Source organism: Pediococcus sp. EKM201D (assembly GCF_011800215.1).
GTDB lineage: Bacteria > Bacillota > Bacilli > Lactobacillales > Lactobacillaceae > Pediococcus > Pediococcus pentosaceus.
In genome coordinates this window covers 230499-250596 of the sequence record NZ_JAALFK010000002.1, presented here as the reverse complement: position 1 = coordinate 250596, position 20098 = coordinate 230499, and the positions used below count along the sequence as shown (strand labels likewise).

The 20098-nt window shown below is 38.4% G+C and carries 18 protein-coding genes; 15 read left to right on the top strand and 3 right to left on the bottom strand.

The features are described from left to right. The first annotated feature begins 11 nt into the window (after positions 1-11). From HFC68_RS04070 to HFC68_RS04060, 3 genes are all read left to right on the top strand, one after another. Positions 12-3404, top strand: coding sequence for a YhgE/Pip domain-containing protein (locus HFC68_RS04070; protein ID WP_011673876.1), 3393 nt, complete (start codon positions 12-14; stop codon positions 3402-3404). A 140-nt stretch (positions 3405-3544) separates the two neighbouring features. Beyond that, the gene (locus tag HFC68_RS04065; protein ID WP_011673875.1) at positions 3545-4180 is read left to right on the top strand and encodes a DUF4767 domain-containing protein; all 636 of its coding nucleotides are present in this window, start codon (positions 3545-3547) and stop codon (positions 4178-4180) included. Positions 4181-4437: 257 nt separating this feature from the next. Further along, a complete protein-coding gene (locus HFC68_RS04060; protein WP_011673874.1) occupies positions 4438-5091 on the top strand; it encodes a nitroreductase in 654 nt (217 codons plus the stop codon). 36 nt (positions 5092-5127) lie between these two features. Here HFC68_RS04060 and HFC68_RS04055 read toward each other — a convergent pair whose 3' ends face one another. After that, complete coding sequence (locus tag HFC68_RS04055; protein ID WP_011673873.1) at positions 5128-5841, bottom strand: GntR family transcriptional regulator; 714 nt, start codon at positions 5839-5841, stop codon at positions 5128-5130. Positions 5842-6000: 159 nt separating this feature from the next. Here HFC68_RS04055 and HFC68_RS04050 point away from each other — a divergent pair, with 159 nt between their 5' ends. The 11 genes from HFC68_RS04050 to HFC68_RS04000 all read left to right on the top strand — a co-directional run bounded on the left by HFC68_RS04050 (position 6001) and on the right by HFC68_RS04000 (position 17759). Then, positions 6001-7383, top strand: coding sequence for a glycoside hydrolase family 1 protein (locus tag HFC68_RS04050; protein ID WP_011673872.1), 1383 nt, complete (start codon positions 6001-6003; stop codon positions 7381-7383). Positions 7384-7397: 14 nt separating this feature from the next. Continuing rightward, positions 7398-8741, top strand: a complete 1344-nt coding sequence (locus HFC68_RS04045; RefSeq protein ID WP_011673871.1) for a PTS sugar transporter subunit IIC — start codon at positions 7398-7400, stop codon at positions 8739-8741. A gap of 268 nt (positions 8742-9009) precedes the next feature. Beyond that, the gene (locus tag HFC68_RS04040) at positions 9010-9996 is read left to right on the top strand and encodes a lipoate--protein ligase (protein WP_011673870.1); all 987 of its coding nucleotides are present in this window, start codon (positions 9010-9012) and stop codon (positions 9994-9996) included. Between the two features lie 11 nt (positions 9997-10007). Beyond that, the gene (locus HFC68_RS04035) at positions 10008-11126 is read left to right on the top strand and encodes a thiamine pyrophosphate-dependent dehydrogenase E1 component subunit alpha (protein ID WP_167399694.1); all 1119 of its coding nucleotides are present in this window, start codon (positions 10008-10010) and stop codon (positions 11124-11126) included. Between the two features lie 2 nt (positions 11127-11128). Then, a complete protein-coding gene (locus HFC68_RS04030; RefSeq protein ID WP_002834184.1) occupies positions 11129-12109 on the top strand; it encodes an alpha-ketoacid dehydrogenase subunit beta in 981 nt (326 codons plus the stop codon). Further along, the gene (locus HFC68_RS04025) at positions 12102-13415 is read left to right on the top strand and encodes a dihydrolipoamide acetyltransferase family protein (RefSeq protein ID WP_167399693.1); all 1314 of its coding nucleotides are present in this window, start codon (positions 12102-12104) and stop codon (positions 13413-13415) included. The genes HFC68_RS04030 and HFC68_RS04025 overlap by 8 nt, the downstream gene beginning before the upstream one ends. Before the next feature lie 2 nt (positions 13416-13417). Next, on the top strand, positions 13418-14824 hold the full coding sequence (gene lpdA / locus HFC68_RS04020) for a dihydrolipoyl dehydrogenase (protein WP_160211259.1): 1407 nt from the start codon (positions 13418-13420) through the stop codon (positions 14822-14824). 143 nt (positions 14825-14967) lie between these two features. After that, positions 14968-15171 (top strand): DUF3923 family protein, encoded by a 204-nt coding sequence (locus tag HFC68_RS04015; RefSeq protein ID WP_011673866.1) that lies wholly within the window; start codon positions 14968-14970, stop codon positions 15169-15171. Positions 15172-15315: 144 nt separating this feature from the next. Next, the gene (locus tag HFC68_RS04010) at positions 15316-16167 is read left to right on the top strand and encodes an SDR family oxidoreductase (protein WP_167399692.1); all 852 of its coding nucleotides are present in this window, start codon (positions 15316-15318) and stop codon (positions 16165-16167) included. Positions 16168-16176: 9 nt separating this feature from the next. Then, on the top strand, positions 16177-16605 hold the full coding sequence (locus HFC68_RS04005; protein WP_002834180.1) for an Rrf2 family transcriptional regulator: 429 nt from the start codon (positions 16177-16179) through the stop codon (positions 16603-16605). A 116-nt stretch (positions 16606-16721) separates the two neighbouring features. Further along, positions 16722-17759, top strand: coding sequence for a zinc-binding alcohol dehydrogenase family protein (locus tag HFC68_RS04000; RefSeq protein WP_011673864.1), 1038 nt, complete (start codon positions 16722-16724; stop codon positions 17757-17759). 72 nt (positions 17760-17831) lie between these two features. On the opposite strand, the gene HFC68_RS03995 is transcribed toward HFC68_RS04000, so the two are convergent. Further along, positions 17832-18308 (bottom strand): hypothetical protein, encoded by a 477-nt coding sequence (locus HFC68_RS03995; RefSeq protein WP_011673863.1) that lies wholly within the window; start codon positions 18306-18308, stop codon positions 17832-17834. 114 nt (positions 18309-18422) lie between these two features. Continuing rightward, positions 18423-18929: a QueT transporter family protein gene (locus tag HFC68_RS03990; protein ID WP_011673862.1), complete on the bottom strand. Its 507-nt coding sequence runs from the start codon at positions 18927-18929 to the stop codon at positions 18423-18425. A gap of 256 nt (positions 18930-19185) precedes the next feature. Here HFC68_RS03990 and HFC68_RS03985 point away from each other — a divergent pair, with 256 nt between their 5' ends. After that, entirely contained in the window at positions 19186-20064 is an 879-nt protein-coding gene (locus HFC68_RS03985; RefSeq protein ID WP_011673861.1) for an aldose 1-epimerase family protein, read from the top strand. Positions 20065-20098: the final 34 nt, after the last annotated feature.

The following is a 20098-nucleotide window of genomic DNA, read 5'->3' as shown; positions in this document are numbered from 1 at the left end:
GGACTAGTTGGATGATTCGCAAAGAATGGAAGTTTATAGGGAAAAATAAGTTAATCTTAATTTCAGTTCTGGCAATTATTTTCATTCCTTTCCTATATAGTGTTTTCTTCTTGAAATCAGTATGGGATCCGTATGGAGATACAAAAAATTTGCCAGTCGCAGTGGTTAACTTAGATAAACCCGTTGAGTATCAAGGTAAAAAACTCGCAGTTGGGGACGAGATGGTTTCCAATCTGAAGAAAAATGACCAGTTAGGCTGGAAATTCGTTTCAGCTAATAAAGCTAAAGAAGGAATGAAGGATAAAAAGTACTATACAGTAGTCACAATCCCTAAGAACTTCTCAGCAAATGCTGCAACTGTAACAGATAAAAATCCTAAAAAGATGCAGTTGAAGTATTCTACTAATGCTTCGCTAAACTACATTGGTAAAGTAATTAGTGACGTAGGTACAGAAAAGTTAAACTCTCAAGTACGGGAGCAAGTTACTAAATCTTATGCTACAGCTATGTTTGATCAAGTTAAAAAAGCTGGTAAAGGTTTCAAAGACGCGGCCGATGGTGCTAATAAACTTAAAGACGGCGCGGTTCAACTAAACGATGGTACTAAGACTTATACGGCCGGTGTATCACAATTACACGATGGAATTGCTACAATGGCGGTTTCTGTGGCTCCTCTGCAATCTGGTGTAAAACAGTTAGCAGATGGTTCAAGCCAATTAACTGGTGGCTTGGATGAATTAAACAGTAAGACTGGAACTTTGGCATCCGGTGTAGCTCAATTAGCTGGTGGTTCAAGTCAATTATCAGCTGGCTTAGATCAGTTGAACAGCAAAACTGGTGCCCTATCTTCTGGTGTATCACAGTTGGCTAATGGTTCAGGACAAGTTACTAACGGAGCAGTTGCTCTAAATAAAGGTATTTCTGAATTACAATCTAAGAGTGGTGCTTTAGTTACTGGCGTATCACAACTAAAAGATGGTTCTGCTCAACTAAATGTTGCAGTTCCTCAATATGTTGGTGGTGTTTATCAACTTAATAGTGGTATCCAAAAATTAGATGCTAATACTGGTGAATTAGTAGGTGGCATCAAACAAATTTCATCTGGAGCAAGTGATTTAAATAGCGGAATCAACGAATACACTACTAAAGTTTCTGATGGTACTTCCACTTTACAAAGTGGTATTGCTAGCTTAGCTAATAATACTAAGGACTTACCATCAAGCGTTGGCCAAATGAAGTCAGCTGTTGATAGTATTGCGGGTGGTTCAAAACAACTCTATGGTGCTAATAGCCAAGTTTCTAACGGATTGAACCAACTTTCAAGCCAAATTACTCCATCTGATATGAGTAAGCAAGCTAGTGCTTTGAAGAGTGAATTAAATTCAATCAATTCACAACTAGCAGCGCTATCTAAAACAGATGTTTCTGGCGGAAACAATTCTAGTGCAGCTAGTTCAATTAGTAGCCAACTAAATAAAATTAAGAGTGATGTCGGTGCTTTAGCTAGTTCAGCTAAAACAACGACTACTACTAAAGCAGCACCAGCATCCTCAGGAGTATCACAAGCTACAATCAACGCTAAAATTGATGGAGCTGGTCTATCCGCAGAAGATGCAGCTAAAGCTAAGGCCGCTTTAGCAGGTGTTGCTGGTTCTGGTGCAAGCACAGCCCAATCAACTACAACCTCACAAACTATTGATACAAGTAAAATTTCAGCAATTCAAGGTGAAATTAGTAGTGTTGAAGGTCAAGTTTCAAAATTGAATTCATTATCTTCAAAACAAGCTGATTTAGATGCTAAGATTGCAACTTTAAGTGCTTCATTCCAAAAGGTTGCTTCAGGAATAAATTCACTTTCTGCAAACGGTGACGAAATGGCCACATTAGCTGCTAAGATTAAAGCCTTGGCTCAAGGATCACAAAGTGTTACTGATAACTTGAAGGTCCTCTCAGACAGCTCAAGCAAGCTTTCAGGTGCCGTGGATAAATTCTCAGGCTCAGCATCTAAGTTATCTGATGGTGTGTCGCAATTGAACAACGGTGCAAGTGATTTAGCTAGCCAAACTAATAAGAGTTCAGATAATGTTAAGAAGTTAACTAGCGGTGCTCAAACACTTGATACAGCCTTAACTACTATCAATGGCCAAATGCCGGCATTACAATCTGGAATTAGCCAATTAACTCAAGGTAGTTCTCAACTTAGTGGAAACGGAGCTGCTTTAGTAAATGGTGTAAGCCAACTTAATGGTGGTATCAGTACTGCTAGTTCACAAATGCCAACCTTGGTTAGTGGTGTAGGAATGTTAGCTGCTGGTAGCAACCAATTAGTTGGTGGATCATCACAAGTTACTGGTGGACTTAACCAATTAAATGGTCAAATTCCAGCTCTTGTAGGTGGCGTTCAACAATTAGATTCAGGAAGTCACACATTGAATAGCGGACTTCAAACTCTAAACGGAAGCACAGGAACCTTGATTAGTGGCGTTCAACAGTTAGATTCAGGAAGTCATACCTTAAATGATGGACTTCAAACCTTAAATGGAAGTACAGGTGAACTAATTGACGGTGTTAATAAACTAAATGCCGGTGCAAGTGAATTAGATGCTAACTCTGATCAGCTGCTTGACGGTAGCAAACAAATTAGTGATGGTAATGGTACGCTAGCAGATAGTTTAGAAAAGGGTTCAAAACAAGTTAACAGTGTTCCTCTTACAAGCAAAACTGCTCAAATGTTCGCTGCTCCAACCCATTTGAAACAAACTGATTACAGTTATGTGCCAAATTATGGGCATGCTTTGGCACCATATGTGCTTTCATTAGCCCTTTATGTTGGTGCCATCGTCTTTAACTTCGCTTACCCAATCCGTAAGATTTCTAAGCGTGGTGGTACAGCTACAGACTGGTTCTTGAGTAAAGTATCAGTTGGTACAGCGGTTGCTCTTGGAATGGCCTTGATTGAAGCAACGATTATGATGGTTGCTGGTATCCATGTTGATCATGTAGGTCAATACTACTTAACCGCAATTATGATTGCTTTGACGTCGATGTACATCGTTATGTTCTTATCGATGGCCTTCGATAATCCTGGTCGATTCGTTGCAATGATTCTATTGATGCTTCAACTTGGTGGTTCGGGTGGTACCTTCCCAATGGAAGTTACAAACAGTTTCTATAATGCAATTCATCCATTCTTGCCATTGACGTACTCAATCTTGTCATTCCGTCAATCCATTACGTCTGGTTTAGGAAATATCACGGTTGTTCAATCAATGGGAGCTCTATTATTGTTCGCAATTATAGCTCTTGCATTGCTATGGTTCAGCATGGTTCAACTTCAAAAGAAACATTTAGAAGGTAAATCTCAACTAGATGACAATCAAAAGTTACAAGAAGTTGAAAGATAGAAGGTAATTAAAAATCACATTACGTCAGGTTTGATGTAATGTGATTTTTTATAAATTAAGTAGTCCTCTATAAAAGAGTAATTACAGTTAATTTCCAATTTATCAAATTACTGTATAATAGACTAAACGAGGTGATTATTATGCGACATATGAAAAAACCAGAAAAGCGCTCGTTTGGCTCAATCAATTCGGTGGTTTGGGTTATTCTCGCGTTAATCGTCGTGATTGCAGGGTATAAGTTCTTTTATCCTAATCACGTCACGAACACAACTTCATCTTCTGATAGATCAAGTAGTACAAAAGTGATCAAAGTTGAAGAAGGTAAATCAAGTTCATCTAAAGCACAATCTTCTTCAAAGAAGACTAAAAAGACTGAAAAGAAAATTTGGACTGACAAACAAGATTCAGAATTGGCAGCTTTCATTTCAAGTTGGCAACAAACCATGGGCCAAACTTACACAGGTACGAATGCTAACGCATCCGTTAGTTTCGGTGGAGTAAGTTTCCCTGACTATCTCTCTAAGGGACAAATATATGTCAACCAGCAAGAGGTTTCCATGCAATGGACAAGAAGTGAAAAGGCAGACAGTGAATACAAGGTAGTAGCTGTATATACTGGTGACCAATACATGTACTTATTTACGTTCCATAATGGCCAACCAGAAGTATTAGTAACTTCTCAATCAGCTAGCAATGGAATGAACTTCAAGGTTACGGAAAATGCCGATTTAGTAGCCGAATTCCAAAAGGTTGCTGCGGAAAACACTGATAAATAAAAAACTACAACATAATTTTATAGTGGCCCTCAAAAGTTAGACTAAGACTCTAGCTTTTGGGGGTCGTTATGGTTTATGGGCTAAAATGGAATTTAAAGGTGAAAATAAAGTCATGTCAATTTCTGATAAAGTTAATTTGGTAGATTATTGAGCAATAAACTTTTTCAACTCTTGACTTAAAGTAAACTTTAAGTCGTATACTAAAACCTGCAGTATGGTTCTAAATTTGCAATAAACGATTCGGAGGTTTAGACAGGATGGAAGTCAAACAGGCAATTCAAAAGCGTCATTCCGTACGTCATTTTACGGATCAAAAAATAGATTCAAAACAATTAAAAGAAATGATTGGAATTGCTCAAAAAGCACCTTCATGGGTCAATTCGCAACCGCAAAAAGTTTATGTAGCCCAAGGTGAGACTTTGGAAGCTATTAGAAAGCAACAACAGGAATTGGCAATTACAGGAGCAAAAACTAATTCGGATATTCCTCCAATGTCGCGGAAGCGCTGGTCCGAACAAGCTCAAAAGAACATGGCTGAATGGAGCCATGGCATACCAGCAGTTTTGGGAGATAATTGGCAAGAAACTTTGGGTAAAGAAGCCAGTCAGCTTTATAATGCTCAAGCTGTAGTTTATTTGACCTTACCAAAAGGATATACACCATGGTCTTTGTTTGATTTAGGTGCATTTAGTCAAAATATTTTGTTGGCCACGACTGAACAAGGTATTGACTCGATCGTCGCATATAACTTTGTGAAGTATCCGCAGATTTTAAGAGAGGAGTTAAATATTCCAAGTGATGAGGAAATTATCGTTGGGATTGGCTTAGGATTTGAAGATGAACAGGCACAAGTAAACCGCATAACTTCTAAACGAATGGATACAGAATCTATTTTAAAAATTAAAAAATAAAAAAAGCGTTCAGAAAATTTTTTCTGAACGCTTTTTTTATTCAAGTAAATTGACATCCGCAGATACTGCGCTAGATCGGTATGGAAAACGAGATTCAGAAAATTCAAAAGGGGTTCCATCTACTAAGTAACTAGTTTGGCTAATCACTAGGATTGGATCGCCCAACTTTTCACCCAGAAATTTAGCGTCCTCTTCAGAAACTTTACGGGCAGTGATTTGTCGATGGGAACCAGCTAATTCTAAATGGTACTCATGTTCTAGATATTGGTAAATAGATTTTTTTAAAACTTCTTCGGTTATTGTTGCAATTTTAGTTGGCATAATTGTTTGTTCATAACTATAAGCTTTTCCCTCGATAAAACGCGTCCGTTTGATGACGTAGACCGTCTCACCATCTTCTAGTAGAAGATTTTTCTTTTCGACTTCGTTAGCAATCCGAGCAGTCAAATGAATATATTTACTGGTGACTTTACTATGCGGATGAGTCGAGGTAGTCCCCAAAGGTTTATCAACATCGTTAGTAAATTCGTCATTCAAATGAGCATCTTTTCTAACAAACGTCCCAGCACCACGTTTGCTATAGATAAGCCCTTCAATAATTAGGGATTGGAGTGCTTTGCCAATCGTTATACGAGTAGTATTAAATTCTTTAGCTAATTGATTTTGATCCGGCAGTAAAGCTCCAGGTTTAATTTTTTGTTCAATAATTTGTTTGCGAATCGCTTGCGAGATTTTTTCGTATTTATACATATTGTTTAAAACTCCGTTCTAAGACGTTACCCTCATTTTAGCGTATCTTAAATACAATCACAATTTTTATAAAAGTATAGTCTTTTAAAATAAAAGTATTTACTTAAATAAAAAATAAAGCTATAATGAAAGCGAATTCAATTAGAGAGGAGCGTTATTTTGAAAGGAAAACTACCAGATAATTTTTTATGGGGAAACTCAACATCAAGCATGCAGACAGAAGGAGGTGTTCATGAAGGCGGTAAGGGACCATCAGTTTATGATACATATGAAGCAACCGAAACTACCTCAAACTGGGATGTTGCTATTGATAATTACCATCATTATGAGGAAGACCTAGATTTGATGGCTAATCAAGGAATGAATTGTTATCGTTTCCAAATTTCATGGAGTCGTGTAAACCCTACCGGAGATGGGGATTTTAATGAAGAAGGTATCCAATATTATGACAGATTAATTAATGATTTACTGAAACGTGGAATCAAGCCGATGATTTGCCTGTATCATTTCGATATGCCATTACATTTAGCGGAAAAATACAACGGCTTCATGAGTCGCCACGTGGTTGACGCATTTGTGCGTTTTGGTAAGAAAATGGTGGATTGCTTTAGCGATCGTGTGAAACTATGGGTAACTTTTAATGAACAAAACTTATATTCACAGACAGAAGCTTTCCACATTGCAGGCTATTTGAAAGGTGACCAAACTGACGAAGAACTCCAGTTAATTGCTCATCACGTAATGACCGCCCATGCCCAAGTCGCTAATTATGTGCACGAAACTAGTGATGCTCAAATTGGAGGGATGTTAGCATATGTGGAATCTTATCCTAAAAATTGTCGTCCGCGTGATGTTTATGTGGCCCGCCAAATTGATGAATTTTTGAATCGTAATTTATTGGAGGCTTGGGTACACGGCCACTACTCGACTGAGGTTACCCAGTATATCAAGAATCATCATTTTGATATCGATTTTACAGAACAAGATCAAATAGCATTTGAAAAATTGAAGAGTGATTTTATTTCGTTTAGTTATTATGCAAGTAACGTTGTTGATTCAACCAAAATTCCACAGGGAACGATGCCTAATCGTTATCTAGATTATGGAGGGGTCGAAAATCCATATTTAAAGGCTACAGATTGGGGATGGAACATTGATCCATTAGGATTCCGTGATGTTATCACTAAGACTTACAACGAATACGGTATTCCCATGTTTCCAATTGAAAATGGTATCGGTTATCGTGAAAAATTCGATGGGACAGAGATTCAAGATGATTACCGAATTGAATATCATCGTGACCATATCCAAGCGATGATTGATGCGGTTGTGGAAGATGGTGTCCCAGTCTTAGGTTATCTTGGTTGGGGATTAATCGACATTCCTAGTTCTTCTGGAAATATGGAAAAACGCTATGGGATGGTGTACGTAAATCGTGGCAACCACGAGTTACGTGATATGAAACGGGTCCCTAAGAAGAGTTATAAATGGTTTAAAAAAGTTATTGAAACTAATGGGAACGATTTAGAAAATGATCTTTAATGGGAGGATTTAAAATGGGTAGTTCGAACAAAGAATCAGTCAATGATAAGATGCAAAATTCTAAATTCATTGCTAAGTTCACTGAAATCTCAGTTAAAGTCGGAAACTGGGTATATCTCCGTTCACTCCGTGATGCTTTTGCCGTCATTTTACCAATGTTTATTGTAGCCGGAATTGGGGTATTGTTAAATAACGTTGTCTTTACCTGGTTTTTGAGTGGGGATATGCTGACAAAATTCCAAGTGATTGGAAACGCCATTGTTAATGGGACGTTAAATGTAGCCGGAATTTTAGTTGCGCCAATGATCGGTTATAGTCTTGCTCGTAATAAAGGCTTTAATAATCCAATTGCGGCTGCTGCGATGTCTTTAGCAAGTATTTTCATCCTAATGCCAGGAAGCATTCAGTTAGGAACGGTTGCTTCAGCAGGGGCAAAAATGGCGACGGTCACAGGTGGACTTAGTTATTTGAATACGGGAACGCAAGGAATGTTTGGTGGGATTTTTGTTGGGCTGATTGCAACCGGCCTCTTTATCAAACTTGCCTCGATTAAAAAATTACAAATTCACTTAGGGGAAAATGTACCACCAGCAGTTTCTGCTTCATTTAGTGTTTTAATTCCAGCCATTTTATTAATGTCGTTTTTTGCTATTATTGCAGCGTTGCTGGCAGGATTTTTCAACACCGATTTAATCAACTTAATTAAAACTTGGATCCAAGAACCTTTACGAGGCTTTAATACAAGTATTGTGGGTTACTGTGTAATTTATACTTTAGCTAATTTCCTTTTTGGTTTAGGTATTCATCAAACCGTATTATCAGGTGCATTGCTTGATCCCCTTGTATTAGTTAATATGAACGAAAACATGACTGCTTATGCACATCACCAAGCCATTCCAAATATTATTACAACTTCATTTGTAAGTAATTACACCTTAATCGGTGGTTCAGGTAGTACGATTGCGTTGATTATTGCTATTTTAATTTTTAGTAAAGCTAAATCTTCTCGTCAAATTGCTGGATTATCGTTGGCACCAGGAATCTTTAATATTAATGAACCGATGATTTTTGGTTTTCCAATTGTCTTTAATTTACCTTTGATTATTCCATTTGTTTTATTCCCAGTTGTTGGGAGTTTGATGGGTTACTTTGCTACACTTTGGGGCTGGGTCAGTCGAACAGTAGTATTAGTACCATGGACAACTCCTCCTTTGATCGGACCATATCTTTCAACAGCCGGAGACTGGCGCGCAGTTATTTTACAAATCTTAATTATTGTGGTCGGAGTATTCTTATACTTACCATTCTTGAAGATTAGTGAACGTGTTTCTGAAATTCAAGCTGAAGAAAATCTATAATTGGTCAAAAAATCAAAACCTCAAACTAATTATCAGAATTAGTTTGAGGTTTTTTAGTCTTTCGAAGCTAGTCTTTTTATCTTATAAAAATTAACAACTTTGCTCAAATATGTAAATTTAATGTTGAGGTTTGAACAAAATTGCACAAAACCAAAATTCAATTTAAAACATTTTAAACCCAAAAAATAGCCCTAAAACGGTTCAAATGTGCTATCATAAAGATGTACTTAGAAAGCGCTTCCATTAGCGTGATAAGGGGGTTTAGATTGTGCGATACGTCACATACATGGGAACAGATGCGTACACTAATATTGCAACGGACACATGGCTACTAAATAATTTAAATGCCAAGGAACCAGTTTTTGCACTTTGGCAGAATAATAATGCTATTATTGTTGGTCAGAATCAGAATACTTTTGGGGAAGTTAACCAAGATTTTGTTGATGAACACCAAATTGAGGTTGTCCGGCGAGTGACGGGCGGTGGCGCAGTTTACCATGACTTAGGTAATCTGAACTTCACCTTATTTGTACCAATTGAATCAGCAGCAAATGTTGATTTTAAAAAGTTTTCTGAGCCCGTATTAAGAGCTTTACATACTTTAGGGATTGATGCCGAGGCTTCCGGTCGAAATGATCTGTTAGTAAATGGTAAAAAAATCTCTGGTGTAGCCCAGCGCTATGCCAAAGGATACTTAATGCATCATGGAACATTGCTATTTGATAGTAATGTAGATACCATGGTTCGTTCCTTAAATGTAGCGGATGAAAAATTCATTTCAAAAGCTGCTAAATCGGTCCGAAGTCGAGTGGGAATGATCAAAGATGCAGCTCCAAAAGGGTTAACCCTTCAAGATTTCTGGGATGCGGTTCAGTACGAATTAACCGATCACGGGAAAGACCAAGAGATTGTGTTAACTCCGCAACAAAAACAGGAGATTATCCAACTAACGGCTGATAAGTTTTCAACTTGGGACTGGAATTATGGTCGTTCACCAGAATTTAACTTTAAGAACCATGCTAAATATGACGGTGGAATTATCGATGTTCAAGTCCAAGCTGAGGGTGGAACCATACGTGATATCAATTTCACAGGCGATTTCCTTGGTTTACGCGATTGGCGCGAAATCAAAGACCAATTTATTGGGTTACCATTTGAAACTGTAGAGATTAAGCCCGTCTTTGAACGTAACCATGAAGGCCGGTACTTCGGAAACATTACGGATGATGAATTAATTAAATTATTTGAAGCTTAGGAGGTTTAGTTATGGCTGTAAAAGATGACAATAAACAAGTGTTAGATTTCAATCTTCAAATGGAAAAACAAACAGACAGTTTTCCAATGCTACAAGTTCTAAATAATGATGGTGAGATTGTAGACGAGGATGCTCTTAAAGAGGCTGGTTTGAGTGACGATCAGCTCGTTGAACTTATGAAACAGATGGTATTTAGTCGTGTGCTACATGAACGTTCCACTAAACTAGCAAAACAAGGACGCCTAGGTTTCTATGCTCCAACCATTGGGGAAGAAGCCTCTCAAATTGCTTCGAATTATGCGTTTGAAAAAGGAGATTGGCTTTTCCCAGGTTATCGTGATATTCCGCAATTAGTAATGAAAGGTTGGCCGATTTATAAGGCTTTCTTGTGGTCACGTGGCCATTATGAAGGAAATGAATTTGACGATGTTAATGGCTGGATGCCACAAATTATTATCGGTGCTCAATATGTTGAAGCTGCTGGTGCAGCCCTAGGTTTGAAGATGCGTAAACAACCTAATGTGGCTTATGCCTACACTGGTGATGGTGGTACTTCGCAAGGTGATTTTTACGAAGGAATGAACTTTGCTGGCGCATATAACGCACCCGCCGTATTCTTCTCACAAAATAATGAATACGCTATCTCAACACCACGTAAATTACAAACTAAGGCTCCTCATCTAGCAGCTAAAGGTTGGGCAGCTGGTCTTCCAAGTTTGGTTGTGGATGGAATGGATCCAATTGCAATGTACCTAGCATCTAAGAAGGCACGTCAATGGGCAGTTGATGGTAATGGACCTGTATTTATTGAAACAATTACTAATCGTTTGGGTGCACACTCGATGTCTGGTGATGATCCACTTCGTTACCGTACTCAAGAAGAAATTGATGAATGGACTAAGAAAGAACCACTTATCCGTTTCAGAAAATATCTTGAAGGATTGGGTTTCTGGTCTGAAGAAATTGAAAATGACTGGACCGAAGTGGTTAATGAACAAATTGATAACGGCGTAAAACAAGCAGATGGAATCGATAAACAAAAGATTTCAGACTTTATTGAACAAACTCTAGAAGTTCCAGGACAAGCTGCACAAGAACAAATTAACAAATTTAGAGGGGAGGGCAAGTAATCATGGCACAAAAAACATATATCCAAGCGATTACTGAAGCTCAAGATTTAGCTCTTGCTAACGATGAAAATGTAGTTATCTTTGGTGAAGACGTTGGTAAAAATGGTGGTGTATTTAGAGCTACGGATGGTCTTCAGGCGAAATATGGTGAAGATCGGGTTTTCAACACTCCACTAGCTGAAAGTGGAATTGGTGGAATGGCAATTGGGATGACAACCCAAAACTACCGTCCAATTATGGAAATCCAATTCTTCGGCTTTGTATATGAAGTTATGGATTCACTTGCAGGACAGATGGCACGTGGACGTTTCCGTTTCCATGGAACACGTACATTTCCAATTGTGGTTCGCTCTCCTTATGGCGGTGGAACTAAGACCCCTGAAATGCATGCGGACTCCTTGGAAGGTTTAGTAGCTCAAACACCTGGTCTACGAGTAGTTATGCCAGCTACTCCAGCAGATGCTAAAGGATTGTTACTATCAGCTGTTGAAAGTAATGATCCGGTAATCTTCCTTGAAAATCTTCGTTTATATCGTTCAATTCGTGGCGATGTTCCAGAAGGTTACTACACCACACCATTGGATAAGGCCAATGTGATTCGTGAAGGTAAGGACGTATCAATTATCACCTATGGTGGAATGGTACATACAAGCTTAGCGGCCGCAGAAGAACTTGCTAAAGACGGCATTGACGCTGAAGTTGTAGATTTGAGAACGGTTAGTCCACTTGATCTCGACACAATTGGAGAAAGCGTTGAAAAGACTGGTCGAGTTGTTGTAGCTCAAGAAGCACAACGGCAAGCTGGTATTGGTGCAATGGTAATGAGTGAAATTAGTGAACGCTTCATTATGAGTTTGAAAGCACCAATCGGACGGGTAGCTGCTCCAGATTCAGTATATCCATTTGCCCTTGCTGAAAATGAATGGTTACCAAAAGCAGACGATATCATCGAAAAAGTTAAGGAGGTCGTGAACTTTGACTGAAATTTTTAAGATGCCAGATATTGGCGAAGGAATGGCTGAAGGCGAAATTGCAAACTGGTTAGTAAAAGTCGGCGATACGATTAAAGAAGAAGATGCAGTAGCTGAAGTTCAAAATGATAAGCTATTACAAGAAATCCTTTCTCCTTATGGTGGAAAGATTACAAAACTTTTCGTAGAAGCGGGAACGGTAGTTAAGGTTGGCGAACCATTGATTGAATTCGACGGTGACGGAAGTGGCGCTGGTGCTGAAAGTGAAGTACCTAAAGAAACACCAGCATCTACAGAACCGGAACCAGAATCAAGCGCACCAGTTGACCAAACTGCACCTGAAGTAACCAAGGTAGGTGCAGAATATACTTCAAATGGACAATTGTTAGCAATGCCATCTGTACGAGAATATGCTAGAAAAAATGATATTGATTTAACTCAGGTGCCAGCAACTGGACGGCATGGACATATCACCATGGCTGATGTGGAGAACTTTAAAGCAAGTCCTGCATCAGCACCTACAGCAAGCCCAGCCCCAGCTGCTTCAGTTCCAGAAACAGAATCAGAAAAGGCGCCAAGCGCCCCAGTTACTCCGGCTGCGCCAGCTGAAGTTAAAGCTGGACGGGTACCATTGTCACCAGTTCGTAAAGTAATTGCTAAGACTTTAACTAACCAAGTTCAAACGATTCCACATGTAACAATCATGGATGAAGTAGAAGTTTCTAAGTTAATGGATCTTCGTAACCAATTTAAGGAACAAGCTAAACAAAAAGGCTACAAACTAACATATATGCCATTTATTGCGAAAGCCCTTGCTGGGGCAGCCCATAAGTACCCTGAACTTAGTGCAATGGTTGATATTGAAAAACAAGAAATCGTTTATTACGAAGATACAAATGTCAGTTTCGCAGTTGATACTGATAATGGACTTTTCGTACCAAACGTTAAGAATGTTAAATCAAAATCAATTATGGAAGTTGCGCAAGAAATTGATGACATGGCCATCCGTGGTCGTGCCGGTGATTTGAAGCCTAATGAACTTAAGGGTGGCACAGTTACTATCACCAATATTGGTTCAGAAAGTGGAAGTGGATTCTTTACACCAATTATTAATCCAGGTGAAAGTGCAATTCTTGGAATTGGACGAATTCGTAAGACTCCAGTGGTTAACGAAGATGGTGAGTTAGCAGTTGGAAATACATTAAAACTATCACTTAGCTTTGATCATCGTTTAATTGACGGTGCTCTAGCACAAAAAATTATGAATGAGCTGAAGGCACTTTTGAGTAACCCTGCCTACATGCTAATGGAGGTGTAGTCATGGTAGTTGGTACACAAGCAATTAACGTTGACACTTTAATTATTGGATCTGGTCCTGGTGGATACGTTGCTGCTATTCGAGCAGCTGAATTAGGACAAAAAGTTGTGATTGTTGAACGTGATTATATCGGAGGAGTTTGTTTGAATGTTGGATGTATTCCATCTAAAGCTTTGATTCAAGCTGGACACCTCTACTCAACTTTACAACATGGTAATCCATTTGGAGTTTCGGTATCAGAATCTAAAATTGATTTCACTAAAACTCAAGAATGGAAACAAAATCAGGTTGTTAACAAACTAACTGGTGGAGTGGAACTCTTACTTAAGAAACACAAAGTTGCAATTGTGCGAGGAGAAGCTTACTTCAATGATAACGAAACGGTTAACGTAATCAACGGAGATGATTCCCATGTATATCGCTTTAAGAGAGCTTTGATTGCCACTGGTTCTCGTCCAGTTGAAATCCCACACTTTAAATTTAGTGGTCGAGTAATTGATTCCACTGGAGCCTTGAACTTAAAAGATGTTCCAGAACATCTCATCATTATTGGTGGTGGGGTGATTGGAGCGGAACTTGCTGGAGCTTACATGAACCTTGGTTCAAAGATTACCATCATTGAAGGTTTGGATCACATTTTAAATGGATTTGATGGTGAATTGATTCAGCCAGTTTTGAATAACTTTAAGAAAAATGGAGTCGAAATTGTTACTGAAGCTACAGCGGTTGAGGCAAACCAAACTGACAAAGATGTTACAGTAACCTATGAAGCTGATGGAACAACCAAGACGGTTACCGGAGACTACTGTTTAGTTTCAGTAGGCCGCCGTCCTAACACAGATCAGCTTGGTTTGAATAATACCAATATCAAGTTAAGTAAGCGTGGTTTAATTGAAGTTAATGATTCCATGCAAACATCAGTTAAACATATTTATGCTATCGGTGATGTGGTCGCTGGACCAGCTTTAGCGCATAAGGCTAGTTTTGAGGCTAAGGTGGCAGCAGCTGCTATGGGTGGCGAAGATGCTCATGATACACATTATGTTTTGCCAGCCGTTGCTTACACAAACATTGAATTAGCAACTGTAGGTGAAACTCCGCAATCTATTGCTGAAAAGAAGTTGGATGCTAAATCAAGCAAGTTCCCATTTGCTGCTAGTGGACGTGCCATGACTATGGATCAAACAGAAGGCTTTATCCGTCTAATTACGGATAATCCTACTGGCGGTATTATTGGAGCGCAAATTGTGGGTCCGGAAGCTTCTAATTTGATTTCTGAGCTAACTTTAGCGATTGAAAATGGATTAACAATTAAAGATATTGAATTAACCATTCATCCACATCCAACGTTGGGTGAAGAAATTATGGATGCAGCGGAATTAGCTGCAGGACTACCAATTCACGTTTAAAAAGAATTTGAAATATATTACAGTCATAAGATAAATAAACGGACCGATTCCCGATATGCCAGCTAAGGAATCGGTCTTTCTGTTATCTTAAAGGTGTATAATTAGTGCGTTGATTCTGCATAATGCTAAAGGGAGTGTTACTTTTGAAAAGTTGGCGAGTAAGTAGTTGGGGCTGTTTCTTGATTTTTGTGATTGGTACAGTATTTTTATGGTTCAGAAAGACGGATGGGGCAGGTGTTCAGAATAGTTTACTTAATCAATTAGTTTCCATCGGAATTTGGGCTTTTATATTTATCATCATTTTGATTATCCATTTGATTTGGTGGTTTTCACTAAGAAAAAAATGATTTGTAATAAAAATTAACTCACTTATTTTGAATATTAACTTCAAGATAATTGAGTTTTTTTGTTCAAACCTGTTGACTTTAAAATAACAGGTGGTATGATTAAGCTGTTAATAATAAAAAAACAGCTCAAGGAGAATTATGAATATGAAATATGCAATTACTGCTGCAACAGGAAACTTTGGACAAATCGCGATAAAAAAATTAATTGATTTAGTAGGAACCGACAACGTAATCGCCATTGTTAGAAATCTAGAAAAGGGTCAAAAGCTACTTCCTAAAGGTGTAGAAATTCGTCAAGGTGATTACGATGATATAACTACAATGGAAAAAGCTCTGAAAGGGATTGATCGAGTGCTCTTTATTTCTTCGCAACCAGGTGGTAAAGTAGCTCGAGGAACTCAGCACCAAAATGTTGTAACAGCAATTAAAAATGCGGGTGTTGATTTTGTAGCTTATACTAGTTTTCCAAATGCTCAAGCATCAACCAGTGCTTTAGCAAACGACCATCGATTAACTGAGAAACTAATTGAAGAACAAGGAATCAAACACTCATTTCTACGTAACAACTGGTACCTTCAAAATGAAATGGGCTTTTTACAAAGTGGTGCTAATAATCAAACAGCAACCTACTGGACAGATCAACAAGCTGGATGGGCTTTAGAACGTGAGTATGCTGAGGCTGCTGCAAAGGTAATTACGTTAGAAAATCCAGATGCTATCTATGAATTTGCTGGTAAAATTCGTTCGTATGCTGATTTGGGCGCAGCCCTTCAAACAGCAACTGGAAATAGTTTTGAACTTAAGCAGGTTTCGAGGGATGCCTATCAAGCTCAACTTCAAGCGGGAGGCCTAGATGCAGATACTGCGGCACTATTTACTTCTTTTCAGGCACCAATTGAAGATGGCTCTCTCAGTCATCAATCAGATAGTTTAGCAAAAGTTTTGGGTCGGGAATTAACTAGTTTACCAGAGGCTATTAACGAAATTTTAAATTAGGTGGTAACGATGAAGTATTCCTATAAGTTAAGCGATGCAATCCATATTTTGACGTACTTAATTATTTATAAGGACGGCGACTTATCAAGTAAGACCATTGCAGATAGTATTGAATCCAATGCTAGTACTGTAAGAAATTTGATGTCGGATTTACGAAGTGCGGGACTAATTACGACAAAAGTAGGGAGTGCTAGCCCAGCGTTAAATGCTCGTCCGAGTGAGATTAGTATTTTAGATGTTTATAAGGCGGTGAATATGGATCATAACCTCTTGCATATCGACCCTAAGACAAATCCACAGTGTGTTGTCGGTGGCAGTATTCAAGACGTGTTAGATGATGCATACGCTGAAATACAGCAAAGTGCCTTTCAAAAAATGGATGAAATAACGATTGCTGATATTACTGAAGGTATTTTGCAACGACAACAACAAGATTAGGCACCAAAATTTAGTTAACATGGCTATTTTCAATTACTTAGTAATAAGTTTTAACAATTTTCGAGGTACAATTATAGAAGAAATAGCGTTATTTTAAAGAAGGGAATGGTACCAAAATGAATAAAACAATGTGGTCAATTGGATTTCAAAAACATTTACCCATCAATGAAGAAGCAAGTTTGTTTCGTTTTGAAACGGCGGTTCCTCAGCCTGAAGGACGTGATCTACTGGTTAAAGTCGATGCAGTATCAGTAAATCCAATCGATGTGGCGGTGCGTAAAAATGGGACTGAAACTTTAGACGAACCTAAAGTGATTGGTTGGGATGCAGTTGGAACTGTGATAGCTAAAGGCGCATCAGCTGGATATTTTGAAATTGGTGACCGTGTGTTTTATGCTGGTTCATTCAAACGGGCCGGAAGCGATAGTGAATATCAGCTAGTAGATGAACGGGTGGTGGGACATGCCCCCGAAAAGCTTAGCAATGCTGAAGCAGCTGCGATGCCATTGACTTCATTAACGGCGTGGGAAGCATTATTTGAACAATTAGAAATTGATCGAGAGGATGTGCAAGGAAACGCCGATAAGTCGATTCTAATTATTAATGGGGCTGGTGGCGTAGGTTCCATTGCAACCCAATTAGCCCAAAAAGCCGGTTTACATGTGATCGCCTCGGCTTCTCGTCCAGAAACTATTGAATGGTGTCTAAAACATGGCGCCGACGAAACCGTTAATCATCGTAATAACTTGATTGATGAAGTTCGTAACTTAGGTCATCAATACGTAGATTATATTTTAGAGTTAAACAATATTGATGCTCATTGGGATGAAATGGTCGAGCTGATTAAACCGAATGGCAGGATGACTTCAATCACTCAAAACCATGAACCGGTAGATTTGAAAGCACTAAAACATAAACGGGTTACTTTTGCTTGGGAATGGATGTACACGAAGTCCTACTATGAAACACCAGACATGGAGACTCAGCATGTATATTTGGACGAAATTGCTCGTTTATTAGACGCTGGAGAACTGATTTCAACCCTGACTAAGCAATTATCCCCAATTAACGTGGAGAACCTAAAACAGGCGCATAAGCTGGTTGAGGGAAACCATATGATGGGTAAAGTGGTAGTTGAGAATTTAGAAGATTAACTCTAAAAATTTGTTTGAATAAATCAGGTACTATAAAAAGCTGAATCAAGAACTTTTCTTGATTCAGCTTTTTTAGTCGTCAAAATCTTCGTCATGGTCTTGAATTTCAAATTCATCTAAAAAACGCTGGAAACTAACTGTTTTGGAATACTTTTTATAGAGGTTATCGACACTGGTATTATCTTGTTTGGTTGTATAAAGCACCTTGTTGTTATCGATAGTAATATGGGCTTTTTGTTCAAAATAATCATTTTGCTCAGTTCCCGCATCGAAAGCAATTTTTTTATTATCAGTATCTTCTACAACATTTCTTGCGCTGGGTTCGATGTCATCGTTAAGCTTTTCAAGTTGGCCATTGGATTTCATCAAATGATAAGTAGCCAGAGCGATAGTAGTGGCGTTTGTACGTTGAACTTCATGGACGCGGGCAGGTGAAGAAGCTTTTTCAGTAGCTGGTGCTGTGGCTGATTTTTTGTCTGCACAACCAGCTAATCCAACCAGTGAAAAAGATGCTAAGGTAATCAAAAATACTTTAGATAATTGATGCATGCTGAGTCCCTCCGTTTCGACTAAAAGGCTTACTTTATACATAAATTATACTAAAGTATTTAATTTGAACCTATTTTAAAGGCTTGTAGTTATTTGGTTTGGTAGTAGATTTTACTATCTGCGAGCAGATAGGGATAGATTAACATTTTCTCCAAGTAGATAAATTACGACGGCGCCGATTAGCATCACGCCTAGTTCTCCAAGACTAACCGTTCCCCAAGTATAGAAAAATGGAACTTTCAAAACATAGGCGAGCTCAATAGCAACTAAAAAGCCCATTAGAACAGTAGTGATGGCAACACAGAGGCCCATCTTTACCTTCGTATCGCTAAATTTACGAATGACTAAGTAAACAATTGAAAGCGTAACGATAGTTGTGAGGGTCCCCCATGTAATATCGATAATTCCTAAAGATGATTGCATATTGGAAATTAAGACTCCCAACGAAATGCCCCAGATATAGCGTTTGTCATAAATCACTAAACAGTTTAACATTTCAGCTAAGCGAAACTGAATTGGTCCAAAGCTAATAGCAGAAAAGACAAATGTAATTGCCACATAAAGAGCGGCAATCATGGCAGATAAAACAATCTCACGGGTGTTTATTTTAGAACTAGACATATTAAATTCTCCTTTATAACGTAAACGTCACTAATTTTACTATGACCAAAGGAACCCAAAGAATGGGAGAAGTGTCATAGGTGGAACAAAATTTCTAACAGAATTCTATCATAACAGTTTCGAACTAATTGCAAAAGGTGTTGAAGTTCAGATGAAGGTTAAAATTGTCGAACAAAGCCAAAGAAAGCCTTTACATTTTAATGAAAATGAATCATGCTAAGACTGTACAAAAATAAGGAAGGGGAACTAAATTCATATGATAAAGTTAAAAAACGATCGTCTCGAAGTTGAAATTGATAATATGGGAGCCCAATTGACCCATGTTATTGGAAACGAAAGTGGTTATGACTACATTTGGAATGGTGATGCTTGGAAGAAACATGCACCCATTCTATTTCCAGCGATTGGTAAGTCAAATAACGATGAATATGTAGTGGATGGTAAGACATATCGAATGCCCCAACATGGATTTGCACGAGATTTTGATTGGCAGAAAGTTAATCAAGCAGAAAATCGAGTGATGTTAGAGTTAAAGTCAAATGCTAAAACAAAGGAAATGTTCCCATTTGATTTTACCCTTCAAGTTGAATACAAATTAGATCAGAACCAACTTTTGATTGGATACCGGGTGATTAATAATGACCAGCGGATGATGCCATATGCTTTAGGATCTCACCCAGCTTTTAATCTTCCAATTGATGATGATGGTGTTTTTGAAGATTATCGCCTAACATTTGGACCAAAACAAAAACAAATTAAAAGACTCGGAGTGGGCCCCATTCCTTTCCGCGATGGAACTGAAGCTCCATATCCATCAATCCAAGCTAGTGAATTAGCTTTAAATCACGAAATGTTTGATGATGGACTTATTATTTTGAATGCTAAGAAGCTTGAAAATGTGACCCTTCATTCCAACCAAACTGCTCATGAAGTTAAATTGAACATCAAACAATTCCCATATCTAACGCTATGGGCGATGGAACATGAAACTCAACCGTTCATTTGCATTGAACCATTTGCAGGGCTTCCAGATCAAGCTAGCGACCAGCCAACGGACTGGAATAATAAGAAAGGCAATAACCTTCTTGAGGCTGGTGAAAGTCATACGTTTGAATACGGGATTGAATTTAAGTAAGACTAAAAAGATAGGTAATATAAAATGTCAGATC

Coding starts and splice junctions, on each gene's coding strand:
- HFC68_RS04045 (WP_011673871.1), top strand. CDS start 7,398: ATGGGTAGTTCGAACAAAGAATCAGTCAATGATAAGATGCAAAATTCT.
- lpdA (WP_160211259.1), top strand. CDS start 13,418: ATGGTAGTTGGTACACAAGCAATTAACGTTGACACTTTAATTATTGGA.
- HFC68_RS03985 (WP_011673861.1), top strand. CDS start 19,186: ATGATAAAGTTAAAAAACGATCGTCTCGAAGTTGAAATTGATAATATG.
- HFC68_RS04055 (WP_011673873.1), bottom strand. CDS start 5,841: ATGTATAAATACGAAAAAATCTCGCAAGCGATTCGCAAACAAATTATT.
- HFC68_RS04070 (WP_011673876.1), top strand. CDS start 12: ATGATTCGCAAAGAATGGAAGTTTATAGGGAAAAATAAGTTAATCTTA.
- HFC68_RS03990 (WP_011673862.1), bottom strand. CDS start 18,929: ATGTCTAGTTCTAAAATAAACACCCGTGAGATTGTTTTATCTGCCATG.
- HFC68_RS04035 (WP_167399694.1), top strand. CDS start 10,008: ATGGCTGTAAAAGATGACAATAAACAAGTGTTAGATTTCAATCTTCAA.
- HFC68_RS04000 (WP_011673864.1), top strand. CDS start 16,722: ATGAATAAAACAATGTGGTCAATTGGATTTCAAAAACATTTACCCATC.
- HFC68_RS04010 (WP_167399692.1), top strand. CDS start 15,316: ATGAAATATGCAATTACTGCTGCAACAGGAAACTTTGGACAAATCGCG.
- HFC68_RS04065 (WP_011673875.1), top strand. CDS start 3,545: ATGCGACATATGAAAAAACCAGAAAAGCGCTCGTTTGGCTCAATCAAT.
- HFC68_RS04030 (WP_002834184.1), top strand. CDS start 11,129: ATGGCACAAAAAACATATATCCAAGCGATTACTGAAGCTCAAGATTTA.
- HFC68_RS04060 (WP_011673874.1), top strand. CDS start 4,438: ATGGAAGTCAAACAGGCAATTCAAAAGCGTCATTCCGTACGTCATTTT.
- HFC68_RS03995 (WP_011673863.1), bottom strand. CDS start 18,308: ATGCATCAATTATCTAAAGTATTTTTGATTACCTTAGCATCTTTTTCA.
- HFC68_RS04005 (WP_002834180.1), top strand. CDS start 16,177: ATGAAGTATTCCTATAAGTTAAGCGATGCAATCCATATTTTGACGTAC.